This is a genomic window from Algoriphagus pacificus, from assembly GCF_017254845.1.
GTDB lineage: Bacteria > Bacteroidota > Bacteroidia > Cytophagales > Cyclobacteriaceae > Algoriphagus > Algoriphagus pacificus.
This window is the reverse complement of record NZ_JAFKCU010000001.1, coordinates 1,015,857-1,034,209: the sequence shown is the minus strand read 5'-3', so window position 1 is coordinate 1,034,209 and position 18,353 is coordinate 1,015,857. Positions and strand designations below refer to the sequence as shown.

Genomic DNA, 18,353 nt, shown 5'->3' with positions numbered 1-18,353 from the left:
GATGGAATCCTATGGATATTCGGGTACACCTTTGGCAAAAAAATTAGGAATCAAGGAGGGTTTCCTCGTTCAGGTTTTATTTAACCCAAAGCCTTATTCAGATTTCTTCAGCGACCTACCTACCAATTTTAAACTTGAATTACATCAGCCTTTTTCTCCCGAAGCAGATTTAATTCATGCATTTGTATTGGATGAGGAGGAATTGGAAATTTCCTTTGTTCATGCCTCAAAGCATCTTAAAAAGAATGGTGCAATTTGGATCAGTTGGCCAAAAAAGACATCTGGAATTCAGACCAGAGTAGATAAATACCAAATCATGAATTATGGTTTATCCACCGGTCTCGTTGATGTCAAAGTAGCTGCTATCGACGAGCAATGGAGTGGTTTGAAATTTATGATTCGGAAAAAAGACCGCTAATTAAATTTCCCGTTCAAAGGTTCAAACAGCTCTTTAAACTAACTTCTTTTTGATTTCTATAATATTATTTAGAATTTAAGATAAGTTTAAGTTTTCAAGAGAAAGGCTTAAATTTCAACATATTCCAATAAGCACACCCTTACTTAGGAGTATAATATTTTTCAATTTTCTAAACCCAAGAATAACTTTATGCAAGCTTACAAAACGCATCAAAAACAGCTTTTTCACAAGCTTTTTGGTGGAATTGATGATCACACCTTAGAGCAAATTTTTAAAATCGGTCGACAGATTGAACTTCAAACGGGGGATTATTTATTCCATCAAGGGGAGCGTGAAAATGTCCTTTATATAGTCTTATCTGGAAGACTTCGTGCCCTGATTGAGTCTGAGGGAGAATATAGAATTCTTGGAGATATTGGAGAAGGAGAACCCGTGGGCGAGTTTGCACTCTTTACCAATGAACCTAGGATGGCATCGGTTTTAGCCATTAGAAAATCAGTGGTCTTGGAATTCAATCAGGCAGAATACCAGATACTCGTAGGTAAAAATCCGGCTCTGGCTACTTCCCTGACGAATTTTGTCATTCAAAGATTGAGGAGGAATACATTTCAGCAAAACAAAAGTACCCCTCCAAAAAATATAGCCATCATCAATCTCCAACCAGATAATGATCTCAGTCCATGGACGGTGGATATGGAAAAGTATTTTTCAGAAAAAAATACTCCCATTCAAATCTATGATCATACCTCTGGAGACCATCAAAATGATCAGGAGCTATTTGATAGTTTGGAGCAGCATGAAGGATTGAATATCCTAGTCTGTGATCAAGAAAATAAAGACTGGTCACACCAATGCTTAGTATATGCGGATTTGGTTATTGTCGCGACAGAATTTGATGCCGAACCTTCGCTCTACCAGATTGAGGAAGATTTGAATCTATACACCCATAACATTCTAAACAAGAAAGTATATCTGTTATTGCTTCATAGGGAAAATGCGGATCGACCAAAAAACACGGCTAAATGGCTAAATAACCGAGAAATCAATCTTCATATCCATATCCGTCAAAACAATCAGGCTGATGTGCGAAGGTTTTGTCGCATTCTATCCAATCAGGCTGTGGGAATTGTATTAGGAGGAGGCGGTGCCAAAGGATATGCCCATTTGGGAGTGGTAAGGGCTTTATTGGAAGAAGGGATTGAAATTGATTTCCTCGGCGGAACCTCAGCTGGAGCCATTTATGGGATCTCAATGAGTTATGTGGACTTTGAATCAAAAAGAATACAGGAGATCAGTGAAGATTCTGTAAAGCGGAAACTTACTTCCAATGATTTTGCCCTACCCTTGCTATCTATCATGACCGGCAAAAAAGTCAAGAAATTTTTAAAGGACATCTATGGTGATTCTCACTTGGAAGACCTTTGGATCAATTCATATTGCGTTTCTACGAATTTCTCCAAAGCGAGCCCAAAAATTCATACAACGGGTTTAATGTGGAAACAGGTGATGGCCAGCATGGCGATTCCTGGAATTTTTCCTCCCGTAGTGATTGACAAATACCTCCATGTGGACGGTGCGGTAATGGATAACCTACCTATAGAACCGATGTATCGCTATCCAGTCGCAAATATCATCGCAGTTTCTCTTTCAGGTCTGCCAGATAGGAAAGTTGAATTCACAGAATCCCCCGCTTCTTGGACCTTGCTTTGGGATAAACTCACAGGAAAAAGAAAGTATAGGCTTCCGGGAATAGCATCTATTATGATCAATTCACTGACCCTAAATAGTCTTCAAAAACAGGAGTCCACCAAATCAAAGGTTTCCCATTATTTTGAGTTGAACCTGAAAGGATTTGGATTTATGGACGATAAAAAATGGAGGCAAATTCAACAAAAAGGCTACAATCAAACGATGGATTATATTGAGAACCTTCCGGTAGAAGATAAATTCTGGCTATAATTTTTTGAAATATTTTTTTGGTAAGATCAGTTCGTAAATGAGATCAGTTTGATGCTTTACCTGAAGGAGGTGCTTTTGTGGCGATAAAAAATATTATCGACAATGACAGAAAAGAAAACCTCTTTGGCATGATGATGAGTCTAAACATGCTGATTGAAACGCAAGGGGGATTTGATTATACTTTTGATGATTTTAAAAAATGGGCAAAATCTACAGGTTTTAAATTTTGCGAAATGCTACCACTTGCCGGACCGGCCAGCGCAGCCATTGCATACAAATAAGCAAAATGGTATCGAGGTCTAAGGAATGGTCAATATCTTTATGCTTTTATTAGTTGAATTTATTGACCATTTAAAAACCCCAAATTGGATCCATTAAATATTGTACTGTTAATTGCAGTGATTTTAGTTGCCAGGCTAGGTGTACGATTAATTTTTAGGTATTTCTCAGAGAAAAAGAAAAAGTAGAATTTCCGTCCTGAAAGGACTGTCCTATTTTTTGAAATTTAACTTTTCAAGATCAAAATTTTGCACTATTTAAATATCAATTGCATTTTTTAGTATATTAAGTCCGATTATACCGGGTAAAAGTACTTTTGATCCCAATTGTATAAGATAATTTTTATAGCATTTAACTAGGCCACAACTACATTTTCAATCCGAAAAAAACGGATTACTTACATTTCAATTTTTGACTATGCAAGTCAAACAGCCCATCAGTTCCATTTATCCCTCTATGGGTTATTGGACATTATTATTTGTATTGGGAGTATTTGGAGGCTTTTATGTCACCTATTTTTCCAAACTCACTGACTCATTCCCAAGTGTCACTCATATTCATTTTGGTTTCATGAGCCTTTGGATGGTTTTGGCTATTTCGCAGCCCTTTCTTATCCGGAATAAGAAATTTGCACTTCACAGGACCCTTGGCAAACTCAGTTATCTAGTTCTACCGGTAGTGATTTTTACATCTTTTTTAATGATGCGGTTTAGTTACCAAACTCAGCTTGCTTCACTTACTGAAAATATTGCAATAGGCAATGAGTCTATGACCATGGAAGAAGGACTTTCATTACTGGCTTCCTATCAAGCAATCGGATTTGTTTATCTGATATGGTTAGGAACCTTCTATGGTCTGGCTATACTCTATAAAAAATCACCGGCTATTCATGCCCGATTTATGATAGCAGCTGTCTTGACATTTATGGGGCCTACTTTAGATAGAATTTTGTTTTTTCTTTTTGAATTGCCCCATATTCTTCCTGGAATTCCTATTGAGTATGCTTCCTTTTTTCTAATTGACCTCATTCTGTTTTTCCTTTTGATTGTGGATATCAGAAAAGGAAGAAACATTTGGCCTATATCCTTTGCATTGGGCTTTTATATCCTATTTCAACTCTTTTACACATTCATTCAGAAGACAGAACCTTATTCTAATCTGGCCAACTTTCTTTTGACTTAACCCCAAGTAAAATGAAACGAAGAAAATTTATTGAAGCTTCTGCCCTCAGTGTGGTTGCTGTCAGCTCATTCGGATTTATTCGATTTGATGGAAAAAAGTTTGTCGGAGACTGTGAAACCACTACGGATATTTTAGGACCATTTTATAGACCTGATAGCCCGATGAGAAGCAACCTCAACGTTGCCGGTAATAAGGGTAAGCCAATTCATCTGACTGGACTTATCATAAATGATGATTGTGCCACTCCCTATGCTAATGCAAAAGTAGAACTTTGGCATTGCGATGAGGAAGGTTTGTATGACAATTCTACTCCTGCCTATAATTACAGGGGGACAGTCATGACGGATGCCAAAGGACAATATTCATTTGATACCATCTTACCGGTTCCATATGATGCCGGAGGAGGATTGATTCGTCCAGCGCATTTTCACATGATGGTGACAGCTGGAGGCTATCAAACTTTGGTAACGCAACTATATTTTTCCGGAGATGAAAATGTGCAGAAAGACCCTTGGGCTTCCAATGAGGCAGCAAAAAACAGAGTTTTGAAAGTTACTTCTGATGGCAAAAATGGGAATACCGTCACTTTTAACGTGGGTCTTTCAAAGAAATTAGGGATGGAAAAAGCTTCTTTGGAAAAGCTAATCGGTTCATATAAGGCAGAAGATGGATCTGATCAGAAGGTTGAACTATTCCAAAAGGAGGGAAGACTCTGGATAAAAAATGAAGTCTTCGGGACCGCCTACGATTATTTGGGAGACAATACTTTCGAATACCCGGGAGTACATGATGGATCTTACCGAAGAATAATTTTCCAAACCGATGGAAAGATGAAAATTGAAATGTTTCAGCCTGGTTCTGAAATTCAATCCCGATCTTTCATCAAAGTATCTTAAAACGATTTAAATATTTTATGAAAAAATTAATTACCCTCTTAACTTTTCTAGTGATATCCGTATCCACTTTGAAAGCTCAAACAGCCAATAAAATTATTCTTACTACCCAAGATTTTCTCAAAACACTCGATGCTGAGCAAAAATCTCAAGTAATGCTTTCCATGGACGACAGCCTGAGATCTAAGTGGACCAATCTTCCCTTGGGCCTTGCCCCTAGAGCTGGCCTTAGATATGGAGATTTCTCCGAAGAATCTAAAATTAAGTTCCACAAAATCTTAAGTGCAATTTTCAGCTCTCAGGGATATCTGAAATCCTTCAGCATCATGCAGGTGGATGATATTTTGCATGAACTATTTGAGATCCAATACAAAGAAGGTAAGATCCCAGAAAACACAATCAAGATGATCCGTGGGCTCAACTGGGATTATGGAAATTATTTCGCAGCTGTTTGGGGTGAACCGACTGCTGATGGCACTTGGGGATTAAAATTTGAAGGCCATCATATTTCTATCAACCTGACTATGGCAAACTCAGAATATTCCTTGACGCCATTGTTTTTTGGCTCCGATCCAGCCGTGGTAGAGCAAACCCAATACGCCGGACTGAGACCTTTAAGTAAGGAAGAGGACTATGGATTTTGGTTTGTGAACCTACTCAACGATGAACAAAAAGCAAAAGCAGTTTTCGAAGACAAAGTACCAGGAGATATCATTACCAGCCCAGATCGACCTCAGTGGATTTCTGAATATCGTGGGATCAAAGGATCTGAACTGAATCCCGAGCAGCAAAAAGTACTACACTACCTCATAGAGGAGTACATCGGGAATTTAGAAACTCAAAAAGCTGAGGAATACATGGCTATTCTGCATGAGGGTGGACTGGATGAGGTCTATTTCTCTTGGATCGGAAGTTTGGAACCGATGAAAGCTCATTATTATCTCATACACAGTCCTGATTTTATCATCGAATATGACAATGTAGGTTTCTTGGATAATGCGAACCATATCCATTCTATCCTCAGAAAAAATAACAGTGACTTTGGTGCCGACATTTTGAGAAAACACCGAATGGATCACAACCACAATTAAAATCAATAGCTAAAAGTTTTTTTTACCCATGAATCATTTTATCAACTATGCAAGATCAAACACCACCGAAAATTGCCGCTACCCTAGGGATGGAGCGGATTCAGTCTCTCGATGTCATGAGAGGCTTTGTATTATTTGGTATTCTTCTGATGAATATCAATGGCTTTGGACTGGCCAAAGCATATAGTGACCCAACAGTAGCCGGTGGATCTACCGGGTATAATTTGTACACTTGGATCACCACCAATATGTTTTTTGAAGGCACGATGCGAGCCTTATTCTCTCTACTATTTGGAGTGGGGATGTATATATTTTTGGACAGACTTTTAAAAAAAGATGCAGGGATCAAAGCCGCAGATATCTACTTCAGAAGACTGATGTATTTATTGGTTTTTGGTCTGATTCACGGCTACCTCTTGCTTTGGGTAGGTGAGATTCTTTATCAATATGCCTTGATGGGTTTCTTGGTATACTCTTTTAGACAAATGGCACCAAAAAGATTGATAGCAGTGGCCATTCTATTGATTTCCATTGGTACTTTTTGGAATTATGTGGATTATAAAGACACTAAAAAGTTTGTAGCAAATGTGGAAGAAGCGGCTGTCTACAAAGCTGAAGGCAAAGAGCTAACAAAAGAATTGGAAGGTGCTTCTGAGCGATGGGAAAAAAGAGAAAAAGACCGTTCCCAAGAAGCAATTGCTGAGCATAATGCCGAAATGCACAAAGGATATTTTAGCGTGGTTGCTTTCCTTGCTCCCACCAATTTTGAGTTTGACACCATTTGGCCCTATCGCGATGATGTTTGGGATGTATTAAGTATGATGCTAATAGGGATTGCACTTTTTCGATGGAATGTACTTTCCGGTGAAAAGTCCTTTGGGTTTTATGGAACCATGGCTCTCATTGGATATGCCCTTGGCCTAGCTATCAATTATTATGAAACAAAATCCATTTTGGACGCAGACTTTTCTTTATTGTCCTTTTCTAAATCCAATATCACCTACTTTTGGGGGAGGTTGTTTATCTCCTTTGGGCATGTTGGTGCCATTATGTTATTCTGTAAATCAGGGATTCTAGCAGGTTTTCAACATAGCATGGCAGCAGTAGGAAAAATGGCCTTGACCAATTACATGATGCACTCTGTCATCTGCATGATCATTTTTACAGGGGTAGGTTTCGGGATGTTTGGGAAACTCCAAAGATATGAATTACTCTATGTGGTCTTTAGTATCTGGATTTTCCAGTTAATTCTAAGCCCGATTTGGCTGAAGTATTTCTATTTCGGACCCATGGAATGGCTTTGGAGAAGCTTGAGCTATCAAAAAAGGCAATTGTTTAAAAGGCCTAAAATTGCTCCTCCATCTCTTGCAGTTCAGTAAAATCCAGTCGGTAGAAGGCAAATCTAAAGCACCTTCTACCGATTGTTTTTTGAAATAACCCCTGCTTAATTCCTATGAAATAGGACTTCCCTGAGATTTTTATAGTAAATTTTGAATACCAAACCATTTTGTTTTTCTATGAAATTTCCTGCTTCGCTTCTTTTTGGATTGATCTTTTTAGTCTCTTTCTGCCAACCAAAAGCTGAGGAAACTTCAGATTCTCGCCCAAATATTTTATTGATAGTAGCAGATGACTTAGGATACGCAGACATTGGTGCCTTTGGAGGAGATATAGCAACACCTAATCTTGATGCTTTAGCTGCTAGTGGAATCCGGTTTAGCAGATTTCATACAGCTCCAGTTTGCGCTGTGACACGGGCCATGCTGCTTTCAGGAAATGACAACCACGTCGCAGGAATGGGCTCACAAGACCTGGTGACTGATGTTGCTGGGTATGAAGGCCATCTGTCAGACCGAATAGTGCCTTTTCCCATTTTACTACAGCAATCTGGTTATTTCACGTTTATGGCTGGAAAATGGCATCTCGGTTTGAGACCAGAAGACAATCCAGCAAAAAAGGGTTTCGATCGTTCTTTTGTGACATTGGAAGGTGGAGCAAATCATTTTAGCAACCGGCTTCTGTTTCCTGACAGTCCCGAACTGACCTATGGACATAAGTCGCTTTATTCCGAAGACGGAGAAAAATCCGACTGGCCAGAAGGGGCTTATTCTACCGATTACTATACAGAGAAACTGATTTCTTATATCGATGCCAACCTGGAATCAGGAAAACCATTTTTTGGCTTTGCCGCTTATACTTCCCCTCATTGGCCACTTCAGGTGCCTGAAAACTACTGGAAAAAGTATCAGGGAAAATTTGATGAAGGCTATGAAATCCTTCGTGAAAAACGTTTTGAAAGTCTGAAAAAGTCCGGTCTGATTCCCCAAGACGCAATACTGCCAGCAACTCATCCTTCCATTAAACCTTGGGAAAGCCTAAGCCCTGAGGAAAAAGCCAAGGAAGCCCGAAAAATGGAACTTTATGCTGGAATGGTGGAAAATTTGGATGAAAATATCGGGAAGATATTGGATCATTTGAAAAGCAAAGGTGAGTATGATAACACCCTGATTGTCTTTATGTCTGACAATGGGGCAGCAGGAAATGATTTTTATTATAGTTCTTTCTTCGGTCCCTATATCCAGGAGCATTATACAGATGCTTTTGAGGAAATGGGGACCGAAAAAAGCTTTATTTCATATGGTCCTCAATGGGCAGAAGCAGGATCAGCACCCTTTCGGTATTTCAAAGGATATACCACAGAAGGAGGTATCAACACTCCAATGATCATTGCAGGTCCAGGAGTAGAAAATAAGGGCGAAATCAATCATTCATTTCTCACTTTAATGGATTTTGCTCCCACTTTCTATGAATTAGCCAATGTACAATACCCGAATGAATGGAATGGAAAAGTAGTAAAACCATTACTTGGTGAATCAATTTTACCCCTGCTTAGCGGAAAATCTGATTCAGTACATGATTCTACCTATGTATTTGGTTTGGAACATCGAGGATATTCAATGATCAGAAAAGGTGATTGGAAAATTGTGAATATTGATCGTCCATTTCTTTTAGAAAATTTCCAGTTACTGAATCTCAAAACAGACCTTGCTGAACAAATAGATTTAAAGGAAATCCACCCAGAAAAATATCAAGAAATGCTTCGGGAGTGGGAAAGCTTTTCTAAAGAAGTTGGAGTCGTTTATCCCACCCCAAGTCCAGAATCAAATTAAATCCCCAGTATATTTTACATGAAGATTAACCATTACATTAATTATTTAGCTCTTAGTTTATTTTTAAGCACATTCCTACCTACCTACCTATTTGCCCAAACCTATGGTCAAAACGGCATGGTGGTCTCGGACCATTATTTAGCTTCTGAAGTTGGAGTAGAAATTTTAAAAAAAGGCGGAAATGCCATTGATGCTACCGTGGCAACTGCTTTCGCTTTGGCAGTAACCCACCCTGAAGCCGGAAATATCGGTGGCGGAGGATTCATAGTTTACATGAAATCAGATGGGGATGTGACCACTTTTGATTTTCGGGAAAAAGCCCCTTTGGCAGCTAGCCCAACCATGTTTCTTGGGGAGGATGGCAAAATCAAAGACAATTCAAATCATCGAGGATTATTGTCAGTGGGTGTTCCAGGAACAGTAGCAGGACTCTACCAAGCCCATCAAAAATATGGCAAACTGCCTTGGAAAGATTTGGTTGAGCCAGCAATCCAATTGGCGAAAAAAGGATTCCCCATGTCATGGGGTTTATACAAAGCAGCTTTGAGAATGTCAGAAGGAGATGAATCTTGGGATATCATGAAAGATTATTTCCGAAACGCCGATGGCGAAGTGGTTTCTCCCGGAGAGATTTGGAAGCAAGCTGCATTAGCCAAGACATTGGAAGAAATCAAAAAGCATGGAAGAGATGGTTTCTATAAAGGAAAAGTTGCTGCTGAAATTGAAGCTTACATGAAGGCCAATGGCGGGATCATCACCCAAGAGGATTTAGCAAAATATGAAGCAGTAGAAAGAAAGCCAGTAACAACCAAGTTTAAGGAATTTGAAATTTTCTCCATGCCTCCACCGAGTTCAGGGGGAGTGGCTTTGATAGAAATGATGAACCTCTTGGAAGCGGCTGATATTTCTTCAGTAGAGTTTAACTCCACGGCTTATGTGCATTTGGTAGCAGAGGCCATGAGAAGAGCTTTTGCAGATCGAGCAGAATTTCTGGGAGATCCGGATTTCAATCCCGAAATGCCTGTTGATAAGTTGATTTCTAAGGATTTTGCAAAAGCACGATTCGAAAATCTGGATTTAAAACATGCCTCCAAAAGTGACTCTTCAAAATATGGACAGCTTTACGGAGGAGATCATACCACCCATTTTTCAGTAGTGGACAAAGATGGAAATGCGATTTCCATGACTTATACATTGGAGAATTCTTATGGAGTAAAAATGGGATCCTCCAAACTCGGATTTATTTTCAATAATGAGATGGGTGATTTCAACCCAATTCCTGGAGTAACTACTTCCACTGGACTTATCGGTTCGGATCCTAATTTGGTAGCACCAGAAAAACGGATGCTATCTAGCATGACTCCCACCATTGTGTCAAAAGATGGAAAACCTTATTTGGTCATAGGTAGCCCGGGAGGAAGAACAATCATCAATACCGTATTCCAAACTGTTCTAAATGTTTTGGTCTACGACATGCGGATTGACCGAGCAATTGAAGCCATGAAAATCCATCATCAATGGCTACCGGATCAAATCCTTTACGAAAGAAATCTACTCTCTCCTGATACCAGAAAAGCTTTGGAAGAAATGGGACATACACTAAGACCTACCACTAACATTGGAGTCCTAATGGGAATCACCTATGATCCGAATTTGAAAGTATACATGGGCGCGGCAGATTCCTCCAGTGAGGATGGAGCGGCAAGAGGATATTAAGTTCAGTAGGCAGTAGACAGTCGCAGGTTGCAGTAATCAGAATAGAAAAAATCAGGAAAAATAGCTTTCGACTCCGCTCAAGCTGACATCGGAGATTTAGAATACAAAAAGGAATTATCAGATAACTATTAAAATATAAAGGTGGAAAACGAAACGGGTTTAAAAAGGGAAATAGGTGTCTGGGGGCTTTCCGCCAACATAGTCAATATCATCGTTGGGGCAGGGATCTTTGTTTTGCCAGCTATAGTTGCAGAAATAATGGGTTCCTCAGGAATCATCGTTTACCTCTTCTGTGGGTTTTTGATTGCCTTGGTTATGCTCTGCTTTGCTGAGGCAGGCAGTAAGGTTACCCGGTCAGGTGGCGGTTACGCCTATGTGGAAACAGCTTTTGGACCCTATGTGGGATTTTTATCAGCGATCTTTATAGTAACCGGAAGTGTGTTCTCAGATGCCGCTGTGGCCAATGCCTTGGTGGAATTAATCGGTTTGGCTTTCCCGGCCTTTACAAATCCTGTCAATAGATTTCTGCTCTTACTAGTCCTGTTCTCTGGGCTGGCTTTTATGAATGTCATTGGAGTAAAACAGGGTATTGGTCTGGTCAAAATCAACACCGTTGCAAAGCTCACTCCCATCCTGCTTTTGATTTTCATTAGTTGGAAAGATGTCTCATTTTCAAACTTGTATTGGGAATCTGCACCATCCTTTGATCAATTTGGTCAAGCTTGTCTGATCTTGTTTTTTGCCTTTCAGGGAGGAGACGCCGGCTTGACCGTTGGTGGGGAAATAAAAAATCCACAAAAAACAGTTCCAAAGGCAATTTTCATGGGGATTTTCTTTGTCTTGATTCTCTATGTGCTGATCCAAACAGTGGCTCAAGGAGTCATGGGCGATCAACTACCGGAATTTAAAGAAGCTCCATTGGCAGCTGTCGCCAATGTTGTTTTCGGTCCAATTGGCTACACGGCGCTCTTGATCGGAGCAGGAATTTCCATGTTTGGTATGCTCAGTGGAGAAATATTAAACCTTCCTCGGGTCATTTTTGGTCTGGCAAGTGACAAGGTTATTCCTATCGATAAGCTTGCCTCGATTCATCCTAGATTCAAGACTCCTTATTTAGCCATCTTACTTTATGCGGGATTGGGCTTTACCTTGGCAGCTTTGGGTGGTTTCCGCCAATTAGCCGTGATCGCATCAGCCAGTATGCTCCTAGTGTATTTCGGAGTTTCGCTTTCAGTTATTTGGCTTAGGAAAAAACAAGAATCCCAACCAGGAGATTTTAAGATTCCCTTCGGTCCATTTGTTCCCATTTTATCTGCAGCCATCATCTTGTTTTTCCTGTCCAACCTGACTGGATATGAGAAAACCGGCTTGTTCATATTCTTCGTGGCTCTAACAGTAATTTATTTCATGGTTAAGGCCATCAGAAAAACAAAATCCTAACTATGAATCCAATATTCTTCCACCAAACCAATTCCTTATCATGAAAAAACTCACCCTTCTTTTTGCCTTCTTGATAGCAGCCTTTTCAAGTTTGTTGGCGCAACAAAAGTCGAACTTAGAGCTCAAAGACATTTTTGATCTGGAATATGTAACCAATCCCTCCATCTCTCCAGATGGTACCAAGGTGGTCTATGTTCGGAATTTCAAAGACATCATGACTGATAGAGATTATTCCAATCTCTGGATCACGAATATAGATGGAACTCAAAATCGACCTTTGACACAGGGAAATCACAACGATGTGGGACCTGTTTGGTCTCATGATGGAACTAAAATCGCCTATAGGTCCAATCATCAGGATGAGAAAATGAAGCTTTTTGTCCTTTATCTGGACACCAAAGAATCCGTTGCTTTGACAAATTCAGCTAATGCTCCCGGTTCGGTTTCATGGTCTTATGACAACCAGCAACTGGCTTTCACCCAATTTGTCCCAAAGTCCAAAAAATCACTTTTAAACATCCCAAGTAAACCTGAGGGTGCAACATGGAATGAGGCTCCAATCTTTATTGATGAGATGAATTACCGGGGTGATGGTGCTGGATACTACAAAGACGGAAATCAAGAAATTTTCACCATTGGTTTAGCAGGTGGAACAGCCAAGCAATGGACTTCGGATGATTTTGATTATGGTTCACCTCAGTGGGCCAAGGATGGGAAAAGCCTGATTTTTTCGGCAAACCTGCATGAAAACCATGAGTTGGAACCCGGCAATTCTGAAATCTATCAACTGGATTTGACATCAGGTGCGATTAAAGCTTTGACTTCCCGTTTTGGACCTGATAGTGGACCGGTACTTTCTCCCGACGGAACACAGATCGCATTTACTGGTTTCGATGACTCATATCAAGGGTATCAGGTGACCAATTTGTATGTCATGAATAGGGATGGTTCAGGTGTCAAAAACCTGACTGCCGACCTGGACAGAGATGCTGGAAATCCACAATGGGAAGCAAACGGAAAAGGAATCTATTTTCAGTACGATGAATTTGGTGACACCAAAATCGGGCATGTAGCCCTTACTGGAAAAATCAGGACAGTCGTAGAAGGACTCGGTGGTTTGGATCTAGGAAGACCTTACAATGCCGGTGATTATTCAGTTTCTACGAATACCAAATTTGCCTTTACCTTGGGTGGAGCAGATCATCCGGCTGACTTGGCTGTTTGGTCAGATGGTGAAATCAAAAGAATCACTGCGCTCAATGACGATGTATTCTCCTACCGTAATCTTGGAAAAGTGGAAGAAATCTGGTGGGAATCCTCTTTTGACGGATTGAAAATCCAAGGCTGGATCGTGACTCCTCCAAATTTTGACCCGAGCAAAAAATACCCTTTCATCCTTGAAATCCATGGTGGGCCTTTTGCCATGTATGGACCTGCGTTTTCTTATGAAGTTCAGGAATATGCCGCCGCAGGATATGTTGTACTTTATTCCAACCCGAGGGGAAGCACCGGGTATGGACAGGAGTTTGGCAATTCTATTCATCATGATTACCCAAATCACGATTATGCTGATCTAATGTCAGGCGTAGATGCTGTGATCGAAAAAGGATATGTAGACACCGAAAATCTCTTTGTCACAGGTGGTAGTGGTGGAGGTTTGTTAACCGCTTGGATCGTAGGAAAGACAGATCGCTTTAAAGCTGCAGTAGTGGCAAAGCCTGTGATCAACTGGTCAACTCATGTCTTATATGCGGATAATCCAGCCTTTTTTACGAAATATTGGTTTCCTGGAAATCCATGGGAAGAGCCTGAGAATTACGCCAAAAGATCCCCGATAACTTTTGTCGGTAATGTCAAAACCCCAACCATGTTATTGACAGGAGAAAAGGATTACAGAACACCGATTGCTGAGTCGGAACAGTTTTATGCGGCACTGAAATTATTGGAAGTAGAAACTGCAATGGTACGGATTCCTAATGCCTCACACGGCCTAGTCAATAGACCCAGTATGCTGATGAGCAAGACTGCCTCGATTTTGAGCTGGTTTAACCATTATAGAGATCAAAAATAAGTGAACCTAAATATCCAAGCTATGAAAAAGCATCTTTTAACTCTACTATTAAGTTGTCTCGTTGGGGGTCTAGTTCAGGCTCAAGGAATTGTTTATCCGGCCATCCAAGGGTATGGAGGAGTAAACGAAGTACCATTTGAAACCATCAAACCAGATCCTAATCAGCAATATAAATTCGTCATTGAATTCGGTGGCAGAATTGACGACAAGAAAAAGGTTTCTGGTAATCTAGACTATGCTGCCAGAATGTATAATCTGCACATTTATGCTGGTGTTCCAAAGGAGAATATTGAATTGGTCTTCGTGGTATTTTCAGGTTCCACATCCATGGTTCTTACTAATGAAGAGCACAAAAAGCAGTATGGGGCGGAAAATCCAAACGCTGAACTTTTGGATGAGTTTAAAAAAAATGGCGTCAAAGTAATCGTATGCGGGCAATCCATGATGAAGCAGGATCTAACTCCTGCAATGATCTATCCCGGAGTTGATATGGCAGTATCCAGGTTTACTGCAACTACTGATTTGATGAACAAGGGATATTTATTGTTTGGTCTTTAATCTTTCCTCATGCAGCCTTTCTTAAAGCCGTTTTTCAGAATATTTCTGGGCCTATTGATGCTTCTAGCTATCAATGTTTATGGACAGGAGACCGAAATCAAACAAATTCTGGAACAAAGAGAAGCTTCAAATGAAGCTCTAAAAAGCTTTGATGAAGCATTGAACAATACATTTTTGACCGAAGATGTGTTAATCACAACTGGAGCTGGCACCTTACTTTCTGGAAAAGCCGAACTCATCTCCTATATCAACAATGCTCAAGGACCAAGAATGTATTGGGTTCGAACACCAGATGAGGTCATTGTCAATTCCGAAACCAAGCTGGCTTGGGAAACTGGAACTTGGAAAGGGTTTGTAGAAGGGTCAGAAGAATCAGTCGTTGGAGGAAAATATTCGGCTCAGTGGACCAAAAAATCAGGTACTTGGCTAATTCAATCGCAGTTGTTTGTGACTTTACCTCGAGAATAAATGATCTCCTTCCTCCGAAAAATCCGCCAAAAACTGCTCCAACAAAAAAGGATCACGCAATATTTTGCCTATGCAGTGGGGGAGATTTTTTTAGTCGTCATCGGGATCTTGATCGCGTTGTATTTTAATAATCTGAACACGGAAAAGAACAAACAAAAAGAAATCAATCAACTCCTTGTAGACATTGAGAAGGATTTACTATTGAATTACCAGAGCACTAATGATGTACTAGAGTTTTATATGGTTCAGGACTCAATAGCCAAGCTGATTGCAGCACATAAACTGACGAAAGCGGATTATGATGCCTCTCATAAGCTGAGCTATTTTGTGTCTAACTGGGATTACCTTATTCCAAATGAAGAAAATCTAAAACAATTTGTTGAATCTGAAAAGGTCGTTTCTGAGGAGCTAAAACCTATAATCATTTCTGCGAAAAACATCCTTTTGAGCTCCTCGATGCTGTTAGACACTTGGGATAACCTCAAAAGCAATATTGGAGATAATTATAGCGCACTTTCAAAATTTACATGGAATGTAAAATACGATTCCATATCGAATTCAAAGCGTTTGGATTACATGCTAAATGATCCAGAATATGAAGCGATGGCTTTAGGTTACTGGGGCAATACTCAGAATTTATATGATAAAATAACCCGTTATCGAGCTCAAACTGTTATCATGTTGATTTCTATTAAAATGCACAAGGAAAACTACAACATGGGACAGATTATCAACATGTTGGATAGTTTGAGTATGAATCTCTTTAAGGAATATCCATGCGAGGTAGATTCAGAGGAACTTCCATCCCTAAAACCCAGAAGAGCAAGCGAAATCTATGGGAATTTTACCAAGGATACGGTTCACCTAAAACTGACCAATAATAAAGGGACAGAGATTATCAATCGATTTATTTTATTGCCCATGGATGTAACGATTGGTACCTCTTCAGAGTACTTTGGAATTGATGGGGACAATAACACACTTGTTACAGTTTTGGATAAAAATGGGGATTGCATCAAAAGATATGGTGCAATAGAAAACGGTTACTTATTCTTAGAATCCAATGATTAGTCTCTTCAGAAAAATCCGCCAAAAGCTATTAGCCCAAAATAAGCTGACCCGTTATTTGGTCTATGCTTTAGGCGAAATCCTATTGGTGGTAATTGGAATCTTGATTGCCTTGCAGGTCAGTAACTGGAATGAAAACCGAAAAGCTAATATCAAACAAACAGAACTGGTTAGGCAACTTTTAAATGACGCTAAAGCAGATTCCGTATTTTTTGAATCAAGAATAATGCTTCAGCAAATAAGAGATACACTTTTCAATAACTTGGTCAACTTAAGTAATGGCCAGTTTGTAGATTCCATTTCAAATCAAAAAATAAATGCAGACCCATTTTTTTTTCGACTGGCCTTTCAATCAAATCTGATTGCTAACAATCCCAATGCTTACGATTTATTAAGTCATGAGAATCTCAAAAACAAATTAAGAGAATACAAAAAAAGGTACGATTACGTAGTAAATGCCATCGAATTGAATAATCGAATTTGTGAAGAATATGGTGTTCCGCTACAGATAAAATATTACGATAACATCCTAAAATTACCTGAAAACCCCTCCATAAAAGATTTGGGGTTTGCAATTGAAGATAGGGAAACGGTTGCAAAGTTTGATGTTTTTAAAAATTACGGTATCAATTATTTAGTACAATGTCAAGAATTTTTAATAGTCAATCATGAACTTATAGTAATGCTTGAATCATATCTAATTGAAAACGAATGATCTCATTTTTTAGAAAAATCCGCCAAAAATTACTCAGCCAGAATCAGGTGACGCGGTATTTAGTATATGCACTGGGAGAGATTTTCCTCGTCGTGATAGGTATTCTGATTGCCTTGCAGATCAACAACTGGAATGAAAGTCAAAAAAATAAGGCTACCGAGCAAAAGTTATTAAAGGAACTGAAAGATGATTTGTCAGAAACTTTAAAAGATCTGAAAACTGATATTGTCATTGCTTCTGATCATTTAGCCATGTCAGATTCTCTTTACAGTTCCCTCTATTTAAAAAAAGAAGCTCCTGATGCTATTACTATAGATTTCTGGTTTTTGTATAAAAGAGGATCCCTCTTTGCCAAGATTTCTTCTTATGAGTCAATAAAAAATGCAGGAATAGATTTAATCCAAGATGATGAACTGAGGATTCAAATCACAAATTTTTATGAAATGGATCTGATGAGGATTATAAACCTAGAAAACATCATTTCAAAAAACAGGGACGAAATCCAAAATATTTTAATCTCAAAAAAATTTCTACAAGACTCTAAATGTGAAACTTGCGAAAGTTTAACTCAGCTTTTGGCGCAAGAAAATCTTGATAAAAATATTCTTAGGACCATAGATGCGGAGGCTCTATCATCAGACCCTGAATTCAATCAAAGTTTGAAGCTTCATTTTATCAGATACAATACCCTTAAAAGATATTATTTAGATGCCGAACGGGATATTGAGCTGATGGTCCAAAACCTAGATGACTATTTAAAGTAGCTAAATGAATTTTTAATGAAACATCAATAAAAATGAAAACACTTAACCTTTCAATTCGAAGGCGAATTCTCTCACTATTAGCATTAATAGGGCTTTTTGGCTGCCAATCTAACCCTGTGAGTAGCCCGAATACACCTCAATTCAATCATGTGTATTTACACGTCTCAGACATGGATAGATCATTGGATTTTTATACCTCAGCCTTCGATTTGGAAGTGACCAAGCATATCAAAAAATTAAAGCGGACCTCGGAAGATGGTCAGACTTTGGAACAGGAGATCAATTTAGCTTTATTAAAATTCCCGGGGCATTACTTTGGATTAGAAATTGGAGAAACTCTTGATTCTCTTCCCAATAATACTAGGGCCAGCTATGCACATGTGGGGATAGAGGTTGAAGATATTGAGTCAGCTAGTGAACGAATAATAAAAGCGGGAGGCCTGTCCACAAGGCCGATAACGCAGGTAGAAACGGAAAGCATCCAAGCCAAAACCGCATTCTTCACAGGTCCAGATGGAGAAACCATAGAACTCATGCAAATCATTTCAGGTAGTTTTTAAC

16 protein-coding genes and 1 pseudogene are annotated in these 18,353 nt (G+C 39.4%); all 17 read left to right on the top strand.

What is annotated here, in order from left to right:
- The first annotated feature begins 1 nt into the window (after position 1).
- The 17 genes and pseudogenes from J0A69_RS04300 (at position 2) to J0A69_RS04220 (ending at position 18,352) form a co-directional block, all read left to right on the top strand.
- A complete protein-coding gene (locus tag J0A69_RS04300) occupies positions 2–418 on the top strand; it encodes a DUF3052 family protein (protein WP_206585267.1) in 417 nt (138 codons plus the stop codon).
- A 189-nt stretch (positions 419–607) separates the two neighbouring features.
- A complete protein-coding gene (locus J0A69_RS04295) occupies positions 608–2,377 on the top strand; it encodes a patatin-like phospholipase family protein (RefSeq protein ID WP_206585266.1) in 1,770 nt (589 codons plus the stop codon).
- Positions 2,378–2,439: 62 nt separating this feature from the next.
- Positions 2,440–2,658 (top strand): annotated as a pseudogene (locus J0A69_RS22555) (methyltransferase); the annotation flags it as partial.
- 415 nt (positions 2,659–3,073) lie between these two features.
- Positions 3,074–3,838 (top strand): hypothetical protein, encoded by a 765-nt coding sequence (locus tag J0A69_RS04285; protein ID WP_206585265.1) that lies wholly within the window; start codon positions 3,074–3,076, stop codon positions 3,836–3,838.
- Positions 3,839–3,849: 11 nt separating this feature from the next.
- A complete protein-coding gene (locus J0A69_RS04280; RefSeq protein WP_206585264.1) occupies positions 3,850–4,734 on the top strand; it encodes a dioxygenase family protein in 885 nt (294 codons plus the stop codon).
- 17 nt (positions 4,735–4,751) lie between these two features.
- On the top strand, positions 4,752–5,822 hold the full coding sequence (locus tag J0A69_RS04275) for a DUF3500 domain-containing protein (protein WP_206585263.1): 1,071 nt from the start codon (positions 4,752–4,754) through the stop codon (positions 5,820–5,822).
- Positions 5,823–5,869: 47 nt separating this feature from the next.
- Positions 5,870–7,201, top strand: coding sequence for a DUF418 domain-containing protein (locus J0A69_RS04270; protein WP_236032628.1), 1,332 nt, complete (start codon positions 5,870–5,872; stop codon positions 7,199–7,201).
- Positions 7,202–7,339: 138 nt separating this feature from the next.
- The gene (locus tag J0A69_RS04265; RefSeq protein ID WP_206585262.1) at positions 7,340–8,992 is read left to right on the top strand and encodes an arylsulfatase; all 1,653 of its coding nucleotides are present in this window, start codon (positions 7,340–7,342) and stop codon (positions 8,990–8,992) included.
- Between the two features lie 18 nt (positions 8,993–9,010).
- A complete protein-coding gene (ggt, locus tag J0A69_RS04260) occupies positions 9,011–10,708 on the top strand; it encodes a gamma-glutamyltransferase (RefSeq protein ID WP_206585261.1) in 1,698 nt (565 codons plus the stop codon).
- 141 nt (positions 10,709–10,849) lie between these two features.
- Positions 10,850–12,148: an APC family permease gene (locus J0A69_RS04255; protein ID WP_206585260.1), complete on the top strand. Its 1,299-nt coding sequence runs from the start codon at positions 10,850–10,852 to the stop codon at positions 12,146–12,148.
- 40 nt (positions 12,149–12,188) lie between these two features.
- Positions 12,189–14,219, top strand: a complete 2,031-nt coding sequence (locus tag J0A69_RS04250) for a S9 family peptidase (protein WP_206585259.1) — start codon at positions 12,189–12,191, stop codon at positions 14,217–14,219.
- Between the two features lie 21 nt (positions 14,220–14,240).
- Positions 14,241–14,777, top strand: a complete 537-nt coding sequence (locus J0A69_RS04245; RefSeq protein ID WP_206585258.1) for a DsrE family protein — start codon at positions 14,241–14,243, stop codon at positions 14,775–14,777.
- Positions 14,778–14,786: 9 nt separating this feature from the next.
- Complete coding sequence (locus J0A69_RS04240) at positions 14,787–15,245, top strand: YybH family protein (RefSeq protein ID WP_236032626.1); 459 nt, start codon at positions 14,787–14,789, stop codon at positions 15,243–15,245.
- On the top strand, positions 15,246–16,316 hold the full coding sequence (locus tag J0A69_RS04235; RefSeq protein WP_206585257.1) for a hypothetical protein: 1,071 nt from the start codon (positions 15,246–15,248) through the stop codon (positions 16,314–16,316).
- A 55-nt stretch (positions 16,317–16,371) separates the two neighbouring features.
- A complete protein-coding gene (locus tag J0A69_RS04230) occupies positions 16,372–17,028 on the top strand; it encodes a DUF6090 family protein (RefSeq protein WP_206585256.1) in 657 nt (218 codons plus the stop codon).
- On the top strand, positions 17,025–17,792 hold the full coding sequence (locus tag J0A69_RS04225) for a DUF6090 family protein (RefSeq protein WP_206585255.1): 768 nt from the start codon (positions 17,025–17,027) through the stop codon (positions 17,790–17,792). The genes J0A69_RS04230 and J0A69_RS04225 overlap by 4 nt, the downstream gene beginning before the upstream one ends.
- A 32-nt stretch (positions 17,793–17,824) precedes the next feature.
- Positions 17,825–18,352 (top strand): VOC family protein, encoded by a 528-nt coding sequence (locus tag J0A69_RS04220; RefSeq protein WP_206585254.1) that lies wholly within the window; start codon positions 17,825–17,827, stop codon positions 18,350–18,352.
- Position 18,353: the final 1 nt, after the last annotated feature.